Source organism: Shimia sp. MIT1388 (assembly GCF_047124445.1).
In the GTDB taxonomy this organism is placed as follows: Bacteria; Pseudomonadota; Alphaproteobacteria; order Rhodobacterales; family Rhodobacteraceae; genus Shimia.
Genome location: NZ_CP138921.1, coordinates 3755871 through 3775028 on the forward strand (window position 1 = coordinate 3755871; position 19158 = coordinate 3775028).

The window sequence follows — 19158 nt, forward strand, 5'->3', positions numbered from 1 at the left end:
TTGCGCTTAAAGCAGCGGCGAAAACAAACGTGTGATGGGCGCGCCAATCTGGATGTGCACCGGCTGCTCACTCAAGGTTTTGTCCAGCAGGAAAGACCTGGCAAAGTCGGTCTTGAACATGTCTTCAAGATCCTCAGCTGCACGCGCATCAAACATCACAGCCATGGTTTCGAAATTTAGAACAAACGACCGGTTGTCCATGTTGGTGGTTCCTACTGCCGCCATGCTGTCATCCACCAGCACGGCCTTCTGGTGCATGAACCCGTCGGTGTAACGCCAGATTTGCGCCCCAGCCGCGCGGACTTCGTCAAAGTAGGCAAAGGCTGCGAGCCAGACCGTTTTGTGGTCGATATTGTCTGGCACCAGTATCCGTACATCAACGCCCTTGAGAGCCGCATGTTTGATTGCGGTCAGCACATGCACGTCAGGCACAAAGTACGGTGACGCAATCCACACCCTCTCCTTTGCGTTGGCCAGTGCCGAGAAAAAGAACATCGCCCCGGTTTCCAGCTTATCGCCAGGTCCGGTTGGCACAATCAGGCCCGCCATATCCTCGGCGGCCCGACCGCTTTGCCAATTCAGATCGGTAAGTAGGTTTTCTTCGGTGGTCCAATGCCAGTCCTCGGCAAAGATCAACTGGAGTTGACTGACCACTGGCCCTTTCAGGCGCACGTGCGTGTCTCGCCAGTTGCCAAACTTCGGGCTTAGACCAAGATATTCGTCCCCAACATTGAGCCCGCCGGTGAAGGCCGTGGTGCCATCAATCACAACTGTTTTGCGGTGGTTGCGGAAGTTGAGTTGAAAGCGGTTTTTCGGCACCCTCATTTGCGACGGCTCAACAATCTGAACCCCGACATCGCGCAGCGCTTGCCTGTAATCATGCCCCAGTTTGTGGCTCCCCACGGGATCATACAATACGCGTACTGTGACACCGCGTTCTGCCGCCGCAATCAGGTGCCGTTGCAGGCGCGTGCCCAGCCCATCGTCGTGAATGATGTAGAACTGCACAAGCACATAGGTTTGCGCGCTATCAATGGCGGCAAAGATCGCATCAAACGTCTCCTCGCCATCAATCAAAAGTTCCATCGCGTTGCCACGCGCAACGGGCAGATCGGAAATCGCTTCAAGTGCTTTGGTCGGGAAGGTCGGAGGAACCTCTGGCTTCAGGGCTTCACTGACTTCCTGGATGCGCTCGATGATCTCTTCGCTGTCTCGCCGACCGGTTACGTAGTGCTCAAATTTGTGGTGCCCCAAAAACAGATAGGCGGGCACGGCGATATAGGGGGCTGCGATCAGGAAAACGACCCAGCCGACCGAGCCTTGGGAGGTGCGCGAATACTTCACGGCACGCCAAGCCATCACCAGCGCGGTCAGCTCCAAAAGGACAAAACAGACAGCCAGAAATGTGGCCATAAAGATCTCCTAAATAGTCAGGCAGTCGCTGACCTGTGTGTCGTCTTCAAAAGCCTAGCGTACAGACCTTGCTTGCGCCAACCGCGTTTTAATAGCGGATAGGACCAAGCAAGACAGCAAACGGCAACTGGCCCAAAGCGCAAATACTTCGGCAAAACGCTTGCCAGCCTTTCAAATGGGCTGTAAAGGGCGCGGGTTCCTTACTGGAATCTTGAGGCGGGGTGATTCCCGCCTTTTGGGTTCGATGAGGGTTTGCGATGGTCGCGGATCCTCCTCTCAACTCCAACGCCTAAAAAAGGCTGACGAAATGCAAAGTCAAAACATTCGCATTCGGCTGAAGGCTTTTGATTACCGTGTGCTGGACGCAAGCACTCAGGAAATCGTGAACACTGCAAAGCGCACCGGCGCGCAGGTTCGTGGCCCGATCCCGCTTCCCAACAAGATTGAGAAGTTCACCGTTCTGCGTGGTCCACACGTAGACAAGAAATCCCGCGATCAGTTCGAGATCCGTACGCACAAGCGTCTTCTCGACATCGTAGATCCGACCCCGCAGACCGTAGACGCGCTGATGAAGCTCGATCTGGCGGCCGGCGTGGACGTACAGATCTCTGTTTAAGGAGTTTATCTGATGCGTTCCGGTATTATCGCAAAGAAAGTGGGCATGACCCGCTTGTTCATGGAAGACGGCAAGCAGATTCCTGTAACCGTACTTTCGCTCGACGGCCTGCAGGTTGTTGCACAGCGCACCGAAGAGAAAGACGGCTACACCGCCGTTCAGCTCGGCGCTGGCACTGCAAAAGCCAAGCGTACCTCCAAAGCCATGCGTGGCCACTTCGCAGCAGCGAAAGTGGAACCAAAGCGCAAGCTGGTTGAGTTCCGCGTTCCAGCAGACGGCCTGATCGAAGTGGGTGCGGAAATCTCCGCAGAGCACTTCCTGGAAGGTCAGAAAGTGGACGTTGCGGGCACCTCCATCGGTAAAGGTTTTGCCGGTGCGATGAAGCGCCACAACTTCGGCGGTCTGCGCGCGACACACGGTGTTTCGATCAGCCACCGTTCCCACGGCTCCACTGGTCAATGTCAGGATCCCGGTAAGGTTTTCAAAGGCAAGAAAATGGCCGGCCACATGGGTGCCGTACGTGTGACCACACAGAACCTGGAAGTTGTCAAAACTGACGCCGACCGTGGTCTTCTGTTCATCAAAGGCGCCGTACCTGGCTCCAAAGGTGGTTGGGTCTCCGTTAAGGACGCCGTGAAGAAGAAAGCTCCTGAAGGTCTGCCTTTTCCGGCAGCCGTAAAAGCAGCAGCGACCGAAGCTCCGGCTGAAGAAGCACCTGCGGAAGGTGGTGAAGCATGAAACTTGACGTGATCAAACTCGACGGCTCCAAAGCCGGTTCGGTTGAACTGTCCGAAGATCTGTTCGGTCAGGAACCACGTGCGGACATCCTGCACCGTGTGGTCCGCTGGCAGCGTAATAACGCACAGGCCGGCACCCACAAGGTGAAGACTCGCTCCGAAACTTCCTACTCCACCAAAAAGATCTATCGCCAAAAAGGCACTGGCGGCGCACGCCACGGTGACCGCAACGCGCCGATCTTCCGCGGTGGTGGCATCTACAAAGGTCCAGTTGTCCGTTCCCACGGCCACGACCTGCCAAAGAAGTTCCGTAAGCTGGGTCTGAAGCACGCGCTGTCCGCGAAAGCGAAAGCAGGCGAGCTGGTTGTGATCGAAGACGCCGCATCCGAAGGCAAGACCGCCGCTCTGGCCAAACAGGTGAAGAACCTGGGCTGGAAACGTGCTCTGGTCATCGACGGTGCCGAGGTCAACGAAGGCTTCCTGAAAGCATCGCGCAACATCGAAGGTCTGGACATCCTGCCAACGATGGGTGCGAACGTTTATGACATCCTCAAGCGTGACACTCTGGTGATCACCAAAGCGGGGATCGAAGCACTGGAGGCTCGACTGAAATGAGCGCTAAGGCAGAACACTACGATGTGATCCGCGCGCCGGTCATCACCGAGAAATCCACCATGGCGTCCGAGAACGGCGCAGTGGTTTTCGAAGTGGCGATCGACAGCAACAAACCACAGATCAAAGAAGCTGTTGAAGCGCTCTTTGGTGTGAAGGTCAAAGCGGTCAACACCACCATCACCAAGGGTAAAGTCAAACGTTTCCGCGGCCAGCTTGGCAAGCGTAAAGACGTGAAAAAGGCTTACGTGACCCTGGAAGAAGGCAACACGATCGACGTGTCCACCGGACTGTAAGATCCGCCTATAAAATGGAGGCCGTCCGAGAAATCGGGCGGCCTTTTTCTTTTTTGTGTTGAGATTTTTGCCCATCTGACTAGGTGTGAGATGGTGCAGGTCATATTTGAAACCTTCAGGACAATACCGTGTATTCTCACACAATTTCATTTCGCGACGACGAGACGTCGCGCACCAACGATCACCGCACCTTTCTGATCTTCGGGGTCAATCGCGGCGGCACAACGGCCACAGCTGGCGCACTGCGCCGCTTGGGGGTTTTCCTGGGCGATGACATCGGAGGCAATCTAGAGGACAAGCTGTTTCGCAAACGCCTCGGGCTGGACGCCATTCGCGCAACTGTTGCGGGCCGCAACGAGAGCCATGACGTCTGGGGCTGGAAACACCCGCATCCGCACCAGTATTTAGACGATCTATTGCCGGATTTGCGCAATCCGCGCCTGATCCTTGTGACGCGCGACCTGACTGCCAACACCTCCGGCGTGTCCTCTTGGGACCGCGAAGAGGTCGACAAAGCGCTGGCGATGTATTTGACGCAAACCCAGAAGAACGCGGACCTGATCCGCCGGGTCGATTGCCCGGTTTTGTTGGTGAGCTATGAGAAGCTTCTTGTGAAGCCGGATCTCGTACTGCGCGATATGGCGCATTTCTGCGGCCTGACCCCGTCCTCTTCGGCATTTGCCCATGCGGTCGACTTCATCCAGCCCGGGTCTTATCAGCACGGCGAGGCGCAAGACTTGACGCTTGCCGAAAAACTGCGCCATCGCGGCAGCCGGATCAAAAGGGCGATCCTACGGCGCTAGATAGCATCGCAGGCAGAAGCATCGATTTCCGCACACGATGATGTCCATCAGGGACTTTGAATAATTCTCCTCCGGTTATGGCCGCCGCCACATCTCTTCATTGGGCAGGCTGGCCCGGCCCCTCTATGTCTGTCGTCAGGAAAAGCGACCAGGAAGGGCAGAGAGATGAACGCACAGGTGGAGCTGTTTGAGGCGGTACAGACCTATTTTGACGGGCTGTTTTATTGCGACAAAGAAAAGTTGGATGCGGTGTTTCACCCGGCGGCGAGCCTGTTTGATGTCGAGAAGGGCGAAATCTTTGCTGAGCCGATAGCAAGCTTTAACGCCGACGTAGGGGCCAATACGGCTACCTCCCCACATGCGCTTGGGCAGCAGATGGATGCGGAGATTTTGATGGTGGATTACCTGTCCGCGAAAAGTGCCATGGTCAAAATCCGCTTCCGCGCCCGGCGCAACGTGTATCAGGATCACCTGTCGATGCTGAAAGGCGAGAACGGCTGGCAGATCGTGGCAAAGGTCTGGATGCTAGAGAATGTGGTGGAGGAGATTTGATTGTTGTGGGGACTTTTAGTCCGTTGTCGCCGCGACTGCTGCAAAAACCTGTGACGTGAGTTTGTTGTATGTTGTGAAGGCATAAACGCCCCACCATTCCTCACCGCACCCAAGCGCTGGACATGCTTTGACTAGAGCGTCTTGGTGCCAATTGAGAATTCGCGCGTTGTTTCTCGGAGCCATGGCCGATGTGATTGCTTCATAAAGCGTTTGTTTTTCGGGGTGCGAGAGTTGAAGTGGGTACGGTGGGTCGCAAAAAGCATTGGCGAACCCGCCTGGTGAGAAGACTTCAGGGAAGCCGACCGAGTAGCCTTTTGGCACCCACTTAATATCTCTGTAAATCGGGTTTACCCTTTTCTTTCCGCCAAACCAAAGCGTCCCGGGGTAAAAAAGGTTCCAAGTCTCATAGTCGAAAATTTCACCATGAAATGTTGGTTCGTCGATTTCAAAGGGAACAACCTGTTCAAACCTTTTAGGATCTACCTTGCCCAGGACATGAAGCAATACAGCCTGATGGCACTTCAACTCATCAGCGGCGTCGTTGCAAACGCTGATTTCGAAAACCCCGCCAGCTCCTAAGTACTTTCGATAGGCTTTCTCGTACGGCCAGTGAGCATTATCACTCAGTGAATGAATTTGAAACTGTCCGGCCATTGTTGGTTCCTTCCCGCCTTTCATACGCGTATAGGATGAGGCGAAAACTGTTGAAAGGTCGGTGTGATTTAGCAGCCGGACAACCAACGCGCTTTTTGTCGATGCGCGGCTTGGGGGGCGGATGTTGGCGCAAGCCAAGAAAAACAGGTGCTCCTATAGACACCCTCTCCCATCCAAGCTATATCGCGCGGGTCGTGTGGCCTCAGATTCGTTCTGGGGCTGCTCGCCTTTTGAACCGGGCACCTACGGGGGCCTAAAAACTTGGCCACCTTCGGGGGGCTTTAACATCGCCGGGTCTGACCAATTTCCACAGACCGGGCTGCTATACGGAAGACAGAAAGCATGGCACTCAAGTCGTACAAGCCGACGACGCCGGGCCAGCGTGGGCTGGTGCTGATCGACCGTTCGGAACTTTGGAAAGGACGTCCCGTCAAAGCTCTCACCGAGGGTTTGACGAAATCGGGCGGCCGGAACAACACCGGACGGATCACCTCGCGTCGTCGTGGTGGTGGGGCAAAACGCCTTTACCGGATCGTTGACTTCAAACGGAACAAATTTGATGTTGCGGCAACCGTTGAGCGGATCGAATACGACCCGAACCGGACCGCGTTCATCGCACTCGTGAAATATGATGACGGCGAGCAAGCCTACATCCTCGCACCACAGCGTCTCGCCGTTGGTGACAAGGTTGTTGCGTCTGCAAAAGCCGACATCAAGCCGGGCAACGCAATGCCGTTCTCGGGCATGCCGATCGGTACCATCATTCACAACATCGAACTGAAACCAGGCAAAGGCGGCCAGATCGCTCGCGCAGCTGGTACTTACGCTCAGTTTGTTGGTCGTGACGGTGGCTACGCTCAGATCCGCCTGTCCTCTGGCGAACTGCGCCTCGTGCGTCAGGAATGCATGGCCACCGTTGGTGCCGTGTCCAACCCTGACAACTCCAACCAGAACTTCGGTAAAGCCGGCCGTATGCGCCACAAAGGCAAGCGTCCGTCCGTTCGTGGTGTGGTTATGAACCCGATCGATCACCCACACGGTGGTGGTGAAGGTCGTACCTCCGGTGGTCGTCACCCAGTGACACCATGGGGTAAGCCGACCAAAGGTGCACGTACCCGCAACAAAAACAAAGCGTCGCAAAAGCTTATTATCCGCTCGCGTCACGCCAAGAAGAAGGGGCGTTAATAGATGTCTCGCTCTGTATGGAAAGGCCCTTTTGTGGATGCTTACGTGCTTAAGAAAGCCGAAGCAGCCCGTGAATCCGGCCGCAATGAAGTGATCAAAATCTGGTCCCGTCGTTCCACCATCCTGCCCCAGTTTGTGGGTCTGACTTTTGGTGTGTACAACGGCAAGAAACACATCCCTGTCAACGTCACTGAAGACATGATCGGTCAGAAGTTTGGTGAGTACTCTCCAACTCGGACCTACTACGGTCACGCAGCTGACAAAAAAGCGAAACGGAAGTAAGTCATGGGCAAGGTAAAGAACCCCCGCCGCGTGGCTGAAAACGAAGCAATGGCGAAAACCCGCATGCTTCGCACCAGCCCGCAGAAACTGAACCTGGTTGCTGGCATGATCCGCGGCAAGAAAGTTGAGAAGGCTCTGACCGACCTGACTTTCTCCAACAAGCGTATCGCAGCAGACGTGAAGAAGTGCCTTCAGTCCGCTATCGCCAACGCCGAAAACAACCACAACCTGGACGTCGACAGCCTGATCGTTGCCGAAGCCTATGTGGGCAAGAACCTGACCATGAAGCGCGGTCGTCCGCGGGCCCGTGGTCGTTTCGGCAAGATCATCAAGCCGTTCTCTGAGCTCACCATCAAGGTGCGTCAAGTTGAGGAGCAAGCCTAATGGGTAACAAAGTCAATCCGATTGGCATGCGCCTGCAGGTGAACCGCACCTGGGACAGCCGCTGGTACGCTGACACCAAGGACTATGGTGATCTTCTGCTGGAAGACATCAAAATCCGCGAGTTCATCAAGAACGAGTGTAAGCAAGCCGGTATCGCACGCGTGATCATCGAGCGCCCTCACAAGAAATGCCGTGTGACTGTTCACACTGCGCGTCCGGGCGTGATCATCGGTAAGAAAGGTGCGGACATCGAGACTCTTCGCAAGAAGATCGCCGAGATGACCGACTCCGAGCTGCACCTCAACATCGTTGAAGTGCGCAAGCCGGAACTCGACGCAACGCTGGTTGGCGAGTCCATCGCTCAGCAGCTGGAGCGCCGTGTGTCTTTCCGTCGCGCAATGAAGCGTGCCGTTCAGAACGCCATGCGCATGGGCGCCCTGGGTATCCGGGTGAACGTTGCAGGTCGTCTGGGTGGTGCCGAGATCGCACGTACCGAATGGTATCGTGAAGGTCGCGTTCCTCTGCACACACTGCGTGCCGACATCGACTACGCACACGTGGAAGCTACCACCGCTTACGGGATCATTGGTATCAAAACCTGGATCTTCAAAGGCGAGATCATGGAGCACGATCCACAGGCGCGTGATCGCCGTGCACAAGAAGTCCAGGATGGCCCAGCACCTCGCGGTGCAGGCGGTCGTCGCTAAGGGAGACTGATCAATGCTTCAGCCAAAGCGTACTAAATTCCGCAAGATGCACAAAGGCCGCATCAAGGGTCTGGCGAAGGGTGGTTCCACCCTGAACTTCGGCTCCTTCGGCCTGAAGGCAACCACACCGGAGCGTGTGACTGCTCGCCAGATCGAGGCAGCACGTCGTGCGATGACCCGTCACATGAAACGTCAAGGTCGTGTTTGGATCCGTATCTTCCCAGACACTCCTGTGACCTCGAAGCCTACCGAAGTCCGTATGGGTAAAGGTAAAGGCTCCGTGGACTACTGGGCGTGCAAAGTGAAGCCAGGTCGCGTGATGTTCGAAATCGACGGTGTTGACGAAGACATCGCACGTGAGGCTCTGCGCCTCGCCGCGATGAAACTTCCGGTCAAGACCCGCGTCGTGGTTCGCGAAGACTGGTAAGGAGGTGAGGGGCTTGCCCCTCACGTCTGACAAGATCAAAGACCCCCGTCAGAAATGGCGGGGGTTTTCCTATTTGTGAAGTGAAGGGAACGTTCTTTAGCCTTTAGAAAATCGGACGAACAGAAAGAGCCGTTGGCATTTATCAATTTACTCTGAATGCCTTTTGAAGAAGCGAGAGATGATGGATCGAAATAGAGACGCAAGACACGAAACCGACAGATAATAAATGAGGGTAGCCCCAACAGGACCGAGCGCGTCAGGAAGTTGATAAAGATCGACCCAATACGAGACACTAAGAGGTGCTGTCAGGTGAAAATAGTCCGCCAAAACTAGTATAGGTATGAGGCTTGCTGCCGCTGCTGCGAACACTCCATTTGCGAACTTGTTCATTCCAAATCCATCTTTTGGGCGAGAGGCATTTCTTACACCCGTTGCGACCGTTGCGCTGCTCTCTTGACGAATATCCTTTAGGCTACTGCCCTTTCCAGCGACTGGATTAATGGAAAGCACTAAAGGTTAGAATGCAAGAACAATGCCGGCCTTCGGTACTAGGATTGCGAACGAAAGCTGCTCTAGCTACAGCGAGGCAAGCGTCAAGAAATAGCAAAGCTCTCGCCAGTGGCGAGAGCTTGCAAGGGGACCAGATGAGCCTTGGAGTTAGGCCGCGTCCCACTCGTCGTCGAGCTCGTCTTCGGCGGTGCGGGAGGACGTCTCACCTTTGAGCGTGAAGCCATCCACGGCACGGACCAAATTCTCGGCTTCGCCGCGCAGGACCTGACCAGAGGCAGCGGTCTCTTCGAGCATGGCGGCGCTCTTCTGGCTGTCGCTGTCGAGGTTTTCGACCGCGGCGCTGACCTCTTTGAGGCCGGTGGATTGATCCACCGCGTTCTCGGCGATCTCGCGGACTTTGCCCACAACCTGTTCAACAGCTTGCATAATTTCGCCAAGCGAGTTGCCGGTTTCGTCCATCAGATCCACACCGTTGGCAACTTCGGCTTGCGAGCTGGAGATGAGTGTGTTGATCTCATGCGCCGCGTCAGAGGAGCGTTGCGCCAGTGCCCGGACCTCGGAGGCCACAACTGCGAACCCTCGGCCTGCGTCGCCTGCACGGGCGGCTTCCACGCCAGCGTTCAGCGCCAGCAAGTTGGTCTGGAAGGCCACGTCTTCGATCAGGCCGCTGATCTGGGAAATCGCGTCAGAGCTTTCTTTGATCTTCTGGATCGCCTCGACCGTCTGGTCCGCAACTTCACGGGTCGACTCGGCCTTTTTCTGGGCGTTGTTGACGTGGGTGCGGGCTTCCTGTGCGCTTTGGGCCGTGTGGTTGACGGTCTGCGCAACAGTTTGCAGCGAGGAGGAGGTCTCTTCCAAGGAAGCGGCAGAGATTTCACCGCGACGGGAGGCATCGTCCACCGAGGAGGAGATCTCTTGTGAGGTGTGGTTCAGCACCTGGCTGGAGGCGGACAGCTGGCGCACCATACCGTCGAGACTGTCTGTCAGGTGGGTGATGGTGTCCGAGATGTCTTTGAAGACACCTTTCTGGCCTTCAGGCATCTCATGGGTGAGATCGCCAGTTGCTAGGGTTTCAAGGGCTTCCTGGACGTCGCCCAAACCTTTCTGGGCCACTTCGCCAATGGCGTTCACGCCCTGACCGAGGTCTTTGAAGACACCTTCGGAGCCGGCAGTGTCGATGCGACGGGAGAAGTCGCCTTCGCCACAGGCCTCGATCACCTTGGTGATTTCACGGGTCATGTGAACTTTGGTTTCTTCCTGCTTGCGGAAGTCACCCACAGCTTCAGCAATGGCCGACAGTTCGCGGATGCCCGACTTTGGCATCTCTTTGGAGAAGTCTTCGTTCATCATGTCCTTCAGCACAGCGTCGATGCGCTTAAGCGGGCGGGAGATGCCACGTGCCAAGAAGAAGGCGAAGATTGCAAACAGACCAGCACCAATGATCGCCGCCCACTGAGAGCTTTGCTGGGCTTTTTCGCTTACCAGTTTGCTTTCGTGCAGAATGTTCTCCAGGGCAGCGGTTACATCGGTCAGAATGGCATCCATGTAAGGAGAGGCATCCTTATAGCGCGCCGAAACGTCCTTGCGGAAACCGCGTTCTTTCAGGGTTTCCGAGACCAGAGATTCAAACGCTTTTTTGTATGCCGCCATCACAGGCAGAATGGCCTCACGCTGTTCCGCACTGTCATAGAAGAAGACCGGGAAACCTTCGAATTCGGTCAGCCGCGCATTTACTTCGTCCAGCCACTTCGGATCTGCGGAGATCATGAAGTCTTTTTCGTGCTGACGCATGGTCAGCACATTGACCTTCAAAACCGGAATGGCAACATCCTTGAGGCTGTCGGTTACTGTCGCGGCGGCTTCGCCCAATTGGGCGCGCAGGCCTTGCGCGTCTGTGAGTCCAAGCCTCTTGTTGCTTGTCACCACATCTTTGAAGCTGGCCTCATAGCGGTTGGCATTGTCCACCAGCGGGGCCAGGTTTTCGGTTGTCACTTCAAGACCCTCGACCTGTGGTAGAACCCTTTCCAGCGCGCCGAGGTGTTCACGCAGGCGCTCCATGGTCGCAGCATGACGGCCGACGTATTTTTCGTCCAATCGGAGCAAGAAGTCTTTTTCATTTCGTCGTGCCATCAGAAATTCAATCTTCAGGTTTTCGACTGCGATGGTGGCTTCTTCGATGAGTGCGACACGTTTTTGCATGTCATCACGCATTTTATGAGAGTATAGCGAGATCCCGGCGAGACCGCCCATGACGCCAATGGCCATGACGATGATTGAAAGGATCGCGAATGAGACTGTGATCTTGCGTTTCATGGTTTTCCTGCTCCTGGACAGGCGGATTGCGAGTGTGACAATGAGATGTAGCAAGCAGGAGTTAATAGAGTGTGGCCTTAAAAAACGGGGGTTTAGCCCAAAAATTAGGCGATTCTTTTTGCCAACGTTTCAAGGGGATTAAGCGAAGGTTTCTACCGACGCGTGTCTCGATAAAAAAAACTAGCTACGACTGGAAACTGATATGTCGACCATCGAATCTCTCTTTGTGACCCGCCTTTACCGCGCGCGCTTGTCCGAATTTGGCACGCCTGTGGATGCGGAAGAGCTGGAAGCGTCCTGTTTCTCGATTGCGGAAGATGATGAGGCGGGGCAGGAATGGTGCGAGGCCAATGCCTATCCCGGCTATACGTCTTATGCCTCGCTGACGGATTTGCCGTGGCGCTTCCCGATTTTTGCGGATGTGGTGGCGTCTCTGGACCAACACGTGGCGGCTTTTGCCAAGGATCTGGAGTTTGATCTCGATGGTAAGTCCCTGAAACTTGAGGATTTGTGGATCAATATCCTGCCGCAGGGGGGGATGCATGCCTCCCATATCCATCCGCATTCTGTGATCAGCGGGACCACCTATGTGTCGATGCCGGATGGGGCGAGTGCGCTGAAACTGGAAGATCCGCGCTCGGGGCGAATGATGGCATCGCCGGTGCGTAAGAAGGGCTCCCGGCGGGATTTGCAGCCATTTATCTATATGAAACCAGAGGTTGGCGACGTGCTTTTGTGGGAAAGCTGGTTGCGCCATGAGGTGCCGATGAACATGGCGGAAGACGAGCGGGTGAGCGTCAGCTTCAACTATATTTGGGAGTAGGTGTTGCCCCGTTAACCTGCCAAAAGCCACGTCGGTATTTTGTCGGTATTGCGACTGTATCGCGGAGGTGCGGGTTTTGACGAGGCTCGCCAGGTTAAGCCAACGTGCGCAGCCGTTGCGACATACATTCAGAAAGCCGCCCCGGTTTGGGCGGCTTTTGCTTTTGGTGGGTGAATTTTCCGGGTGTCCCAAATTCAAATGCAACCTTCCCAAATTCCAATGCTACCGGTCAAGATGGCCCCCATATCCCTTTCATCAAAGGAACACAGAAAACCTCAAATGAAAGGAACCACCCCCATGTTCACCAAATTTGCTTCCGCCGCCGTTGTTGTTGCTCTGACCGCGCCTTTGGCTTTTGCCTACCCAGTGACCTCCGCGCCTGGCCCCACCGAGCCGGTGATGACCGAGAGCTATGAGGTTGCCGGTACCATCGGGATGGACCGCCGTCAGGATCGTCGGGGCGATCGTCAGGACTGCCGCCAGACCGAAGGTGTGGCCGGGGCCGACAAGCGGGACTGCAAACAGGACAACCGCAACGGCTGATCCCGCTGCATAGTGTAAGCAAGAGCCTCGCCCCATCCGGGCGGGGCTTTTGCCTTTGGGGCTTCCCCGGCAGCCCGCGAACGCTAGAGTGGTTTTATGAAACAGGTGCGCAGTGTGAGATTTGCCTACGTCAGTGAAACGTTGCAGCGCAAGCTGGGCGGGCAAGTTGCGGAGCGGTTGCTGCGCAAGGTGGGGCGGTATCCCGGTGCTAAGCAGTTGGCCACGGTGAAGCAGGAGGCGGCGTTGATCCGGGCGGCCTGTTTGGAGGCGCACGATCCGACGATTGGCGCGCAGGTCGGGATTGGCTATCGCGATGCGCCAACCCTGTCGTCCTATATTGCGGCCAGTTCAAAGACCCTACGTGTGGCGGTGGAGCATGCGGCCAGGTTCTACAGTCTGGCAGACCCGACAACGCGGTTTGAATTGCGCGAGATAGCGGACGGAGAGGCGCTGGAGGTTCTGTCTTTGGACGCGGGGTTGCAGGCCAACGAGCGGTTTCAAGAGTTTCTGGTGTTTGGCGTGTTGGCGCGGATTCAGAGCATCACGCGGCGGGACACGCGACCGACACGGGTGGTGTTCAAACATGCCGCACTTGGCGACGTGCGGGCCTATGAACGGATCGCGGGCTGTCCGGTGCAGTTTGGCGGCGGGTTTAATGGGCTGCGGTTTGCGCAGGGCGTGCCGGATGTGCCACTGGAGGCGCATGACCCGGATTTGGTGACACATCTGACGCGGCTGGCGGAGACGCAGCTGCGGGATCTGGATGCCGACGATGGGCGGTTGTGGGACAGGGTGGAGCGTATGTTGGTGCAGGCCTTACCGGAGCGGTTTTTGACGGCGGACGAGGTGGCGGAGCAGTTGGGCATCACGCGGCGCACGTTGACACGGCGGCTTGGTGCCGAAGGCGGGAGCTATCGCGACCTGTGCAATGGGTTGCGCTACCGGCTGGCGAAGGCGCATCTGCGGGACGGGCGGTCGGTCACGGAGACCACATTTTTGCTGGCCTACAAAGATCAGGCCAGCTTCTCGACTGCGTTTAAGGGCTGGAGTGGTGCGGCGCCCAGTGCCTTTGTGGCGGGGCTGGACGCTTCCCAGAGGGCTTAGCGTTCAGCGGTGACCAGTTTCACGGCCAGGGCGATGAAGACAACACCTGCGAGGCGGTTGAGCCAGATCTGCGCGGTGGGCGAGTTTTTCAGCCAATCGCCAAGCCAGCCCGCGGCCAGAGCCACCGAGCCGAAGACCAACAGGGTGGCGATGATCATGAGGAAGCCGAGCTGGTAGAACTGCAGGACCAGCGGGCCATTGGTCGGATCGACAAACTGAGGCAGGAAGGCGAGGAAGAAGATCGTCACTTTGGGGTTGGCGATGTTCATGATCAGGCCGCGGATGTATTGCTTGGCGGCTGTTTCCGGTGCAGGGGCGTCGCCGTCGAGGTTGGACTTGGCCGCGGTGAAGGCTTTGACCGCCAGATAAGCGAGGTAGGCCGCGCCGATGTATTTCAGGATGGCAAAGGCCACTTGCGAGGTCTGGAAGATCACCGCGACACCCAGCGCGACGGCGGTGGTGTGAAAGATCAGGCCACTGGCGAGGCCAAGTGTCACCGTTAGGCCTGCCACACGGCCATGCAGAGCCGATTGGGTCAGCACAAAGATGTTGTCCGGCCCCGGCACCAGCGCCAGGGCAATGGCCGCGCCCATAAACAGGATCGCTACGTCGACAGGTATCATGGTCACTCCTCCCAAAGTGTGCGCTTTGGCAGGCGCCGCGCAAATCTCGGAGTGTTGTAGTGACAACGATGCCAGGAGGGAAGGTGCGGACTGTAATGGGGCTTGTGATCGTCTTGACAGCAGGCAGCCGGAGGTTCACTTTTAGGGAGAATTTTATTGACTGGATTCCCGTATGTTGCTTGTTCTTCTGGGCCTCATGGCCAGCGCTGGTGTCGCCTCTGTTGTCATCGATCACTATGACGAAGATGAGGCAAACTCAGCAGAGACGGAGACAGACGGCGAGAACGCGGCTGCACGGGCGGACACGTCAGGCGTTGATATGGCATCCGGTGGCGGCGTTGAGAGTGCTGGAGGCACGGAGGGGGCTTCTGGAACGGCGCAGCCTGCTGAAGAAGAGGTCACTGCGCCGGAAGATGAAGCAGACGCTGCCGAAGAGGGTGCGGGTGTGGTCGCAGGTGCAGAGGGTGCGGGCACAAAGACGGCAACCGACGAAGCGCCGGATCCGGTTGTGGATGAAAGCCCTGCCCCTGAAGCTGTGTGTGGCGAGACCGTTTCTTACGAGCAACTTGTGGCCGCAGAAATTTCGGGGGAGCGGCTCGCGCTTGGTGGCGGGGATGATTATGTTGATGCCACTCCTCCGGGCGGTCCGTTTTCTGACCTTCATGTCGAGGTGGAGCTTGATCTCGGTGGAGGCGATGACACGGTTGTTGGGCCGTTCTGGGGCGCTACAATAGACGGCGGCTCTGGGGATGATGTGTTTGATGTCGACAAGACTGGTGATGAACTTCTGACCATTGATGGAGGCGAAGGCAACGACACTATCGATGTGAACAACTCATCCGACGTCGATGTTCACGGTGGTGCTGGCGACGACGTCATCCACAGTAGGGGGCGATCGTGGGTTGCCACCGAATACCAGATCAATGTGAACGGCGGCGAGGGGAATGACACCCTGCATGTGGATGGTGTTAGCGAATTTTCCGAGAGGGGGCTCATTCAAGCGGGCGCCATCAACGGAGGAGACGGCACCGACCATTTTGTTGTTGCCGTAAATGATGAGGTCGATGAATTCTTCGATTTTGACGTGCCACCGGAACACCTGGAAAAGGATGTGGGCACTGGCTTGCGATCCAGCGTTGTTGAATTGGGCGACTTTGACCCAGAGACGGAGACTCTGGAGCTGCACATCAGTTCGCCCAATGAGGATTTTGAGCCAGCTTCGGTGCACATTGAGGACGACGGTGTGGTGGTCACCTACCAAAGCGATATTTATCCAGACCTGGAGATGTTGATCGCTTGCAATACGGAAGGCTTGACCCCTGAGCAGGTTACGCTGGTTGGGGTGGATCCGACGATCCTGGTCATGGATGAATGCCCGGAGGAGGAAGACACCAGCGGCGCGGTTGTGGATTTTGAGCAGCTTGTGGCGGCCGAAATTGCGGGTGAAGGTCTCACTCTTGGCGACGGGGATGATTTTGTGGATGCCATGCCGCCGGGAGGATTATACTCCGATCTCCATGTCGAGTTGGACATTGATTTGGGCGGGGGCGACGACACGATTGTTGGTCCGTTTATTGGCTCCCATCTTTCTGGTGGCGCAGGAGACGACCTGTTTGAGGTGGAAGAGACCTATGGTGAAGTCCTCACTATCGACGGCGGTGAGGGCAACGACACGATTGACGCCCGCACGTCCGACAATGCGACGCTGATCGGCGGTGCAGGCGATGATGTGATCCATTCTATGGGGCGCTCTTGGGATGGCACCGGATATGTGATCAACGTGGATGGCGGAGAGGGCAATGATACGCTTCATGTCCATGCGGAAAGTGACTTTGCCGAATTCCCGCGTAACCAAATGGGCGCAATCAATGGCGGTGAGGGGACCGACCATTTCGTTGTTTCAGTGAACGACGAGGTTCACGAGTCGTACGATCTGAACAACGTTTTGGAACACTGGGGAAATGAGGCAGGGACCGGTGTGCGGTCCAATGTTGTCGAGTTGGGCGACTTTGACCCTGCGACGGAGACTCTGGAGTTGCACATCAGCTCGCCCAATGAGGATTTTGAGCCAGCTTCGGTGCACATTGAGGACGACGGTGTGGTGGTGACCTACCAGAGCGACATCTATCCAGACCTGGAGATGTTGATCTCCTGTGACACCGAGGGTTTGACGCCGGACCAGCTGACATTAGTGGGCGCGGATCCCGCGATCCTGGTTGGCAGCGACCCGGCGCCTGTGGTCTGCGTCTGATCGTAGAAAGACACTTTGGGGGCTGGCCCTTGTTTTATGGGCGGAAAATGCGATCTTCCCTTGCCATCCCCCCGACTCCCCCGTATAGAGCGCCATCTCATGGATTCCGTGTATGCGGGATTCGTGTGTTTTGTATTTGTCCATCAGACAAAAGGGTCACCCCGCACATACTCGGGCGCCCTCTGATGTATGAGAAAGGAAGAGGCGCATGAACGCCAAAGAACTGCGTGAAAAAACGCCGGATCAGCTGCGTGAAGAGCTGGCCAACCTCAAGAAAGAATCGTTCAACCTGCGTTTCCAGCAAGCCACTGGCCAATTGGAAAACGCGGCTCAGATCCGTGCAGCGCGTCGCAACGCAGCACGTGTGAAGACCATCCTGAACGAAAAAGCCAAGTCGGCTGCAGAGTAATAGGAGCTAGATAGATGCCCAAACGTATCCTGACAGGCACCGTTACTTCGGACGCCAACGCCCAGACCGTAACTGTGTCCGTAGAGCGTCGCTTTACACACCCGGTTCTGAAGAAGACCATTCGTAAGTCCAAGAAATACCGGGCTCACGATGAGAACAACACCTACAAAGTAGGTGACTCTGTTCGCATTATCGAATGCGCACCGCGTTCGAAAACCAAACGCTGGGAAGTTCTGGAAGCCTAAGAGTCTCAATTCGAGACTCCTGGCGACTAGACTTTACAGTTAGTCGAAACCCTGGGGGACACAGCACGCATCGCTGCCCCATAGGTCGGGAGAAACCACATGATCCAGATGCAAACAAATCTGGATGTAGCTGACAACTCCGGCGCACGCCGAGTTCAGTGCATCAAGGTTCTGGGTGGTTCCAAGCGTAAATACGCATCCGTAGGCGACATCATTGTTGTCTCGGTTAAGGAAGCCATTCCACGTGGTCGCGTTAAAAAAGGTGACGTCCGTAAGGCCGTTGTCGTTCGCACCGCAAAAGAAGTCCGTCGTGAAGATGGCACTGCAATCCGTTTTGACCGGAACGCAGCCGTAATCCTGAACAACTCCAACGAGCCAGTAGGCACTCGTATCTTTGGCCCAGTTGTTCGTGAGCTTCGCGCAAAAGGCATGATGAAAATCGTCTCGCTCGCGCCGGAGGTGCTGTAAGATGGCTGCTAAGCTGAAAAAAGGCGACAAGGTCGTCGTTCTGGCCGGTAAGGACAAAGGCAAAGAGGGTACTATCACCTCTGTTGACCCCAAAGCCGGTAAAGCTGTTGTGGAAGGCATCAACATCGCCATCCGTCACACCAAGCAAAGCCAGACCTCTCAGGGCGGTCGCATCCCTCAGGCGATGCCGATCGAACTGTCCAACCTGGCATTCCTGGACAAAAACGGCAAAGCAACCCGTGTTGGCTTCCGCATGGAAGGTGACAAGAAGGTTCGCTTCGCAAAGACCACAGGGGACGTGATTGATGCTTGATTCCGCAGACTACACCCCACGTCTGAAGTCGCTCTACAAGGATTCCATCCGCGCCGCTCTGAAAGAAGAGTTCGGCTACAAGAACGACATGCAGATCCCTTCGCTGGACAAAATCGTGCTGAACATCGGCTGTGGCCGTGCAGCCGTTAAGGACAGCAAGAAAGCCAAGTCGGCACAGGCAGATCTGACCGCAATCGCGGGCCAGAAAGCTCTGACCACCGTGGCAAAGAACTCCATCGCTGGCTTCCGTGTACGTGAAGGCATGCCGATGGGTGCCAAGGTGACCCTGCGCGGCGACCGTATGTACGAATTCCTCGATCGTCTGATCACCGTTGCGATGCCACGCATCCGCGACTTCCGTGGTGTGAAGCCGAGCTTTGACGGCCGTGGCAACTTCGCCACCGGTCTGAAAGAGCACATCGTGTTCCCAGAAATCGACTTTGATAAAGTCGACGAGAACTGGGGCATGGATATCGTCATCGCCACCACTGCTGAAACCGACGCCGAAGCGCAGAGCCTGTTGAAGCATTTCAACATGCCGTTCATCGCGTAAGGCTGAGAGGATTACGACATGGCTAAAAAAGCAATGATCGAGCGCGAGAAGAAGCGGGAGCGTCTGGTTGCGAAATACGCAGCAAAGCGCGCCGAGCTCAAAGAGATCGCAAACGATGAGTCCAAGCCAATGGAAGAGCGTTTCAAAGCGCGTCTGAAACTGGCGAAACTGCCGCGCAACAGCTCGGCTACCCGTCTTCACAACCGTTGCCAGCTCACCGGCCGTCCACACGCTTACTACCGTAAGCTGAAGGTCAGCCGTATTGCGCTGCGCGAGCTGGGTTCTGCTGGTCAGATCCCTGGCATGGTTAAGTCCAGCTGGTAAGGAGAGAACGA

The 19158-nt window shown here is 56.2% G+C and carries 25 protein-coding genes; 21 read left to right on the plus strand and 4 right to left on the minus strand.

Annotation, left to right across the window (positions count from 1 at the left end):
• Positions 1-6: 6 nt before the first annotated feature.
• Positions 7-1413, minus strand: coding sequence for a cardiolipin synthase (cls, locus tag SIB92_RS18420; protein WP_412553410.1), 1407 nt, complete (start codon positions 1411-1413; stop codon positions 7-9).
• Between the two features lie 307 nt (positions 1414-1720).
• Between cls and rpsJ the strand changes: the two genes are divergently transcribed.
• From rpsJ to SIB92_RS18450, 6 genes are all read left to right on the plus strand, one after another.
• Positions 1721-2029, plus strand: a complete 309-nt coding sequence (rpsJ, locus tag SIB92_RS18425) for a 30S ribosomal protein S10 (RefSeq protein ID WP_044028221.1) — start codon at positions 1721-1723, stop codon at positions 2027-2029.
• A 12-nt stretch (positions 2030-2041) separates the two neighbouring features.
• Positions 2042-2767: a 50S ribosomal protein L3 gene (rplC, locus tag SIB92_RS18430; RefSeq protein WP_294116122.1), complete on the plus strand. Its 726-nt coding sequence runs from the start codon at positions 2042-2044 to the stop codon at positions 2765-2767.
• A complete protein-coding gene (gene rplD / locus SIB92_RS18435; protein ID WP_294116123.1) occupies positions 2764-3381 on the plus strand; it encodes a 50S ribosomal protein L4 in 618 nt (205 codons plus the stop codon). The genes rplC and rplD overlap by 4 nt, the downstream gene beginning before the upstream one ends.
• Positions 3378-3674: a 50S ribosomal protein L23 gene (locus SIB92_RS18440; RefSeq protein ID WP_164644437.1), complete on the plus strand. Its 297-nt coding sequence runs from the start codon at positions 3378-3380 to the stop codon at positions 3672-3674. The genes rplD and SIB92_RS18440 overlap by 4 nt, the downstream gene beginning before the upstream one ends.
• Before the next feature lie 128 nt (positions 3675-3802).
• A complete protein-coding gene (locus SIB92_RS18445) occupies positions 3803-4477 on the plus strand; it encodes a hypothetical protein (protein ID WP_412553411.1) in 675 nt (224 codons plus the stop codon).
• A 165-nt stretch (positions 4478-4642) separates the two neighbouring features.
• Positions 4643-5029: a nuclear transport factor 2 family protein gene (locus SIB92_RS18450; RefSeq protein WP_412553412.1), complete on the plus strand. Its 387-nt coding sequence runs from the start codon at positions 4643-4645 to the stop codon at positions 5027-5029.
• A gap of 15 nt (positions 5030-5044) precedes the next feature.
• Here SIB92_RS18450 and SIB92_RS18455 read toward each other — a convergent pair whose 3' ends face one another.
• Positions 5045-5683, minus strand: a complete 639-nt coding sequence (locus tag SIB92_RS18455) for a hypothetical protein (RefSeq protein ID WP_412553413.1) — start codon at positions 5681-5683, stop codon at positions 5045-5047.
• 342 nt (positions 5684-6025) lie between these two features.
• On the opposite strand from SIB92_RS18455, the gene rplB reads away from it, so the two are divergent.
• The 5 genes from rplB to rplP are packed head-to-tail and all read left to right on the plus strand — an operon-like array spanning position 6026 to position 8668.
• Positions 6026-6868 (plus strand): 50S ribosomal protein L2, encoded by an 843-nt coding sequence (gene rplB, locus SIB92_RS18460; RefSeq protein WP_412553414.1) that lies wholly within the window; start codon positions 6026-6028, stop codon positions 6866-6868.
• Between the two features lie 3 nt (positions 6869-6871).
• Positions 6872-7150 (plus strand): 30S ribosomal protein S19, encoded by a 279-nt coding sequence (rpsS, locus tag SIB92_RS18465; RefSeq protein WP_294116132.1) that lies wholly within the window; start codon positions 6872-6874, stop codon positions 7148-7150.
• A gap of 3 nt (positions 7151-7153) precedes the next feature.
• Positions 7154-7534, plus strand: a complete 381-nt coding sequence (gene rplV, locus SIB92_RS18470) for a 50S ribosomal protein L22 (protein ID WP_058238276.1) — start codon at positions 7154-7156, stop codon at positions 7532-7534.
• Positions 7534-8241, plus strand: a complete 708-nt coding sequence (gene rpsC, locus SIB92_RS18475) for a 30S ribosomal protein S3 (RefSeq protein WP_294116136.1) — start codon at positions 7534-7536, stop codon at positions 8239-8241. The genes rplV and rpsC overlap by 1 nt, the downstream gene beginning before the upstream one ends.
• Positions 8242-8254: 13 nt before the next feature.
• Positions 8255-8668: a 50S ribosomal protein L16 gene (gene rplP / locus SIB92_RS18480; protein WP_164644444.1), complete on the plus strand. Its 414-nt coding sequence runs from the start codon at positions 8255-8257 to the stop codon at positions 8666-8668.
• A gap of 657 nt (positions 8669-9325) precedes the next feature.
• Here rplP and SIB92_RS18485 read toward each other — a convergent pair.
• Positions 9326-11491, minus strand: a complete 2166-nt coding sequence (locus SIB92_RS18485) for a methyl-accepting chemotaxis protein (protein ID WP_412553415.1) — start codon at positions 11489-11491, stop codon at positions 9326-9328.
• Between the two features lie 202 nt (positions 11492-11693).
• On the opposite strand from SIB92_RS18485, the gene SIB92_RS18490 reads away from it, so the two are divergent.
• The 3 genes from SIB92_RS18490 (at position 11694) to SIB92_RS18500 (ending at position 13961) form a co-directional block, all read left to right on the plus strand.
• Positions 11694-12314 (plus strand): 2OG-Fe(II) oxygenase family protein, encoded by a 621-nt coding sequence (locus SIB92_RS18490; RefSeq protein ID WP_412553416.1) that lies wholly within the window; start codon positions 11694-11696, stop codon positions 12312-12314.
• 297 nt (positions 12315-12611) lie between these two features.
• Complete coding sequence (locus SIB92_RS18495; RefSeq protein ID WP_412553417.1) at positions 12612-12857, plus strand: hypothetical protein; 246 nt, start codon at positions 12612-12614, stop codon at positions 12855-12857.
• Positions 12858-12971: 114 nt separating this feature from the next.
• Positions 12972-13961 (plus strand): AraC family transcriptional regulator ligand-binding domain-containing protein, encoded by a 990-nt coding sequence (locus SIB92_RS18500; protein ID WP_412553418.1) that lies wholly within the window; start codon positions 12972-12974, stop codon positions 13959-13961.
• Here the strand turns inward: SIB92_RS18500 and SIB92_RS18505 are convergent.
• Positions 13958-14584: a LysE family translocator gene (locus SIB92_RS18505; RefSeq protein ID WP_412553419.1), complete on the minus strand. Its 627-nt coding sequence runs from the start codon at positions 14582-14584 to the stop codon at positions 13958-13960. The genes SIB92_RS18500 and SIB92_RS18505 overlap by 4 nt on opposite strands.
• Positions 14585-14756: 172 nt before the next feature.
• On the opposite strand from SIB92_RS18505, the gene SIB92_RS18510 reads away from it, so the two are divergent.
• The 7 genes from SIB92_RS18510 to rpsN all read left to right on the plus strand — a co-directional run bounded on the left by SIB92_RS18510 (position 14757) and on the right by rpsN (position 19147).
• Positions 14757-16835: a hypothetical protein gene (locus tag SIB92_RS18510; RefSeq protein WP_412553420.1), complete on the plus strand. Its 2079-nt coding sequence runs from the start codon at positions 14757-14759 to the stop codon at positions 16833-16835.
• 208 nt (positions 16836-17043) lie between these two features.
• The gene (rpmC, locus tag SIB92_RS18515; protein ID WP_294116152.1) at positions 17044-17244 is read left to right on the plus strand and encodes a 50S ribosomal protein L29; all 201 of its coding nucleotides are present in this window, start codon (positions 17044-17046) and stop codon (positions 17242-17244) included.
• A 14-nt stretch (positions 17245-17258) separates the two neighbouring features.
• Positions 17259-17489 (plus strand): 30S ribosomal protein S17, encoded by a 231-nt coding sequence (rpsQ, locus tag SIB92_RS18520; RefSeq protein ID WP_294116154.1) that lies wholly within the window; start codon positions 17259-17261, stop codon positions 17487-17489.
• A gap of 99 nt (positions 17490-17588) precedes the next feature.
• Positions 17589-17957, plus strand: a complete 369-nt coding sequence (rplN, locus tag SIB92_RS18525) for a 50S ribosomal protein L14 (RefSeq protein WP_294116156.1) — start codon at positions 17589-17591, stop codon at positions 17955-17957.
• Position 17958: 1 nt separating this feature from the next.
• On the plus strand, positions 17959-18270 hold the full coding sequence (gene rplX / locus SIB92_RS18530) for a 50S ribosomal protein L24 (RefSeq protein WP_294116157.1): 312 nt from the start codon (positions 17959-17961) through the stop codon (positions 18268-18270).
• Positions 18263-18823 (plus strand): 50S ribosomal protein L5, encoded by a 561-nt coding sequence (gene rplE, locus SIB92_RS18535; protein ID WP_412553421.1) that lies wholly within the window; start codon positions 18263-18265, stop codon positions 18821-18823. The genes rplX and rplE overlap by 8 nt, the downstream gene beginning before the upstream one ends.
• A gap of 18 nt (positions 18824-18841) precedes the next feature.
• Complete coding sequence (gene rpsN, locus SIB92_RS18540) at positions 18842-19147, plus strand: 30S ribosomal protein S14 (RefSeq protein WP_010437098.1); 306 nt, start codon at positions 18842-18844, stop codon at positions 19145-19147.
• Positions 19148-19158 lie beyond the last annotated feature (11 nt).